The sequence below is a fragment of the Pseudomonas sp. D8002 genome (assembly GCF_013385695.1).
Lineage (GTDB): Bacteria > Pseudomonadota > Gammaproteobacteria > Pseudomonadales > Pseudomonadaceae > Aquipseudomonas.
In genome coordinates this window covers 1-3,249 of the sequence record NZ_JACAPM010000084.1, presented here as the reverse complement: position 1 = coordinate 3,249, position 3,249 = coordinate 1, and the positions used below count along the sequence as shown (strand labels likewise).

The window sequence follows — 3,249 nt, the reverse complement described above, 5'->3', positions numbered from 1 at the left end:
GGAACCATAAGTCGCCGTTACCGAAGAAACGGATATGTACACCATCAACTCAACACCACCCCCTCCCGAGCCTTGCGCCTGTTCTTGATCCCATAACAAACCCACATAAACACCACCCAAACCGGAATCGCATACACCGACACCTGAATCCCCGGAATCAGCAGCATCACCCCAAGAATAAACACCACAAACGCCAGGCAAACATAATTCCCATACGGATACCAAAGCGCCTTGAACAACGGCACCTGCCCCGTCCGATCCATATGCTGCCTAAACTTGAAATGCGAAAAACTGATCATCGCCCAGTTGATCACCAGGGTCGCCACCACCAACGACATCAACAACTCCAGCGCATGCTGCGGAATCAGGTAATTCATCAACACCGCCACCAGCGTAATCGCCGCCGACGCCAGGATCGACCGCACCGGCACCCCACGCTTGTCGATCTTCGCCAATGCCCGCGGCGCATCACCCTGCTCGGCCATCCCCAACAGCATCCGGCTATTGCAGTAAGTGCCGCTGTTGTAGACCGACAACGCCGCCGTCAGCACCACAAAGTTGAGAATATGCGCTGCCGTGTTACTGCCCAACATCGAAAACACCTGCACAAACGGACTGCCGCTATAGGCGTCCCCGGAGGCATTCAGGGTCTCCAGCAAGCTGTCCCAAGGCGTCAACGACAACAGCACCACCAACGCGCCGATGTAGAAAATCAGGATCCGGTAGATCACCTGGTTGATCGCCTTCGGAATCACCGTGCGTGGCTTGTCCGCCTCAGCCGCAGTAAACCCGAGCATCTCCAGGCCGCCAAACGAGAACATGATGATCGCCATGGCCATCACCAAACCACCCACGCCATGGGGAAAGAACCCGCCGTGCTCCCACAGGTTGGTCACCGAGGCTTGTGGCCCACCGGTGCCACTCACCAACAGGTAACTGCCCAGGGCGATCATCCCGACAATGGCGACCACCTTGATGATCGCAAACCAGAACTCGGCCTCGCCGAAGACCTTGACGTTGGAAAGATTGATCACATTGATCAGCACAAAAAACGCCGCCGCCGACACCCAGGTCGGGATCTCGGGCCACCAGTAGTGCACATACTTGCCGACCGCCGTCAGCTCCGACATGCCCACCAGGATGTACAAAATCCAGCAGTTCCAGCCCGACAGGAAGCCGGCGAAACCGCCCCAATACTTGTGGGCAAAGTGGCTGAAGGAACCGGCCACCGGCTCTTCGACGATCATCTCGCCCAGCTGGCGCATGATCATGAAGGCGATAAAGCCGCAGATGGCATACCCGAGGATCATCGACGGCCCGGCGGATTTCAGCACGCCGGCCGACCCCAGGAACAACCCGGTGCCAATCGCGCCACCGAGGGCGATCAGTTGGATATGGCGATTTTTCAGGCCGCGCTTCAGTTCGCCTGAATGCGAGTTGGCTTCACTCATGGAAAGGGTCTCACGCAAGGTTTGAGGGTGCTCATGGAGGGGTGCTGCTTTGGTAACGGGCTACAGCAGCGCCGATCAAACCCCGGTCCAGCGTTTTTTCTTACGGTCATACGTCACCTGTTGTTTTTATCTGTGACGAAATCGAACCCGACGGGCTTGTGGCCAGGCGGAATGAACAAGGCGGATAGCCCTGAGAGAGTGGGATCACAGTAAAACGCGGCGCATTGTACACCGCCAAACCTGTCTGGGCTGACAGGATGCGGTGCGGCAGATAGGAGGGACATTAGGAAAATTCTTTCAGATAACGAGAAGTTGACGAAAGGACGATTCCTACAAAACCATGCAACCAACTCTCTGTTTCATCGACATAAACCAAATCGCCATCAAAACGGAATAAAAAATCCAAATGGAACCGTGTCAATAAAAATTTTGCAATCCCAAACACTCTCTTCTAGGTTCATCCACTTGCCCAGCGCAGCAAGCTGGCAAGCTCGTTCTCAAACAACGTCATCTAGGAGATTCACCATGCAAGCACTGGAAAATGACCTGGAAACCGAACTGCAACTCGACGATTGGTTTGAAGCGCCGACCCATGAGGCCGCCGTTGAAATGATGCAAGCCGATGCCGTCGTGCCGTTCGGCACCGCGATGTGGCCTTTCTAATCTGATCAGGCACCCCGGCAGGTGCGGGACGCCGCACCTGCCACTGCTCCTACCGAAGGCTTTGAAGGAAGGACGTCATGGACAAGGCCCGCGCCGTCGAACATTTTCTGTATTACCTCGCCCATCACCCGGCCCTCGCCGGCCTGCACCGCCCCACCATTTTGCTTGGCCATACCGAACGCTACGACGCCATCGCCCAATCGATCATCCAGGGCAGCGCTGCCCGCTTCGACTTCCAGGTACAACGCCTGGACCAGGCCCCCAGCGAAACGCTGGCCAAGGCCATCGAAGGCTGTGACCTGTACATGTTCCTCTACGATTCCTCGACCCTGCCCAACCCACGCGCCGAAGGCCCGGACTTTATCCGTGCCCTGCAAGGCGTGATGGCCGAGCACTGGAAAAAATCCCTGCTGCTCAAGGACTATGGCGACTATTTCTACGACACCTTCAGCGTCGCCCCACAGCGAATTGCCGACCTCAACGCCACGTTGATCCGGCGCATGTCCCAGGCCAGCGTGCTGAGCTTCACCGACCAGCATGGCTCGCGCCTTGAAGCGCCCATGAGCAGCATCAAGAAGTGGACCAATATCAACGGCATCGGCAACCACGACCTGGCACCCGGCGAGATCGCCACCCACAGCGAGGCCATCAACGGCCAGGTGCGGTTCGTCGGCACCTTCCTCAGCACCATTCCCTTTGCGCGCAAATACGGCGTGCTGCAATCACCGCTGGAACTGTGGATCGAGAACTCGACCATCTGCACCGTGGCCAGCGAAGTGCCGGGGCTGGCGGATGACTTCAACAAATACCTGAATGCCAACCCGTCCAATCGCCGGGTGGAAGAACTGGGCATTGGCACCAATGAAGGCGTGAAGGATTTGTATGCGCGCAACGCCGGCTTTGAAGAGCGTCATTGCGGGCTGCACCTGGGATTGGGTGGCGGGCAGAAAGGCAGCCACCACCTGGACCTGATCTTCGCCAGCGGCGTGTTGGCCCTCGACGATAAACCCGTGTTCGATGGGGCTTTCATGTTCTGACACGCCCGCCAAAACAATGGAGATCAACTGTGGGAGCGGGCTTGCTCGCGAATGCGGTGGGTCAGTCACTGGATGTATCAACTGATACACCGCATTCG

The 3,249-nt window shown here is 57.3% G+C and carries 3 protein-coding genes; 2 read left to right on the top strand and 1 reads right to left on the bottom strand.

Annotated elements, in window-relative coordinates:
- Positions 1–44: 44 nt before the first annotated feature.
- Positions 45–1,451: an amino acid permease gene (locus HX807_RS31500; RefSeq protein ID WP_134327224.1), complete on the bottom strand. Its 1,407-nt coding sequence runs from the start codon at positions 1,449–1,451 to the stop codon at positions 45–47.
- A gap of 525 nt (positions 1,452–1,976) precedes the next feature.
- On the opposite strand from HX807_RS31500, the gene HX807_RS31495 reads away from it, so the two are divergent.
- Together HX807_RS31495 and HX807_RS31490 are read left to right on the top strand one after the other, a co-directional pair.
- Positions 1,977–2,114 carry a hypothetical protein gene (locus HX807_RS31495; protein ID WP_003175756.1) on the top strand — a complete coding sequence of 46 codons (138 nt, stop codon included), beginning with the start codon at positions 1,977–1,979 and terminating at the stop codon, positions 2,112–2,114.
- 77 nt (positions 2,115–2,191) lie between these two features.
- On the top strand, positions 2,192–3,151 hold the full coding sequence (locus HX807_RS31490) for a leucyl aminopeptidase (RefSeq protein WP_087692659.1): 960 nt from the start codon (positions 2,192–2,194) through the stop codon (positions 3,149–3,151).
- Positions 3,152–3,249: the final 98 nt, after the last annotated feature.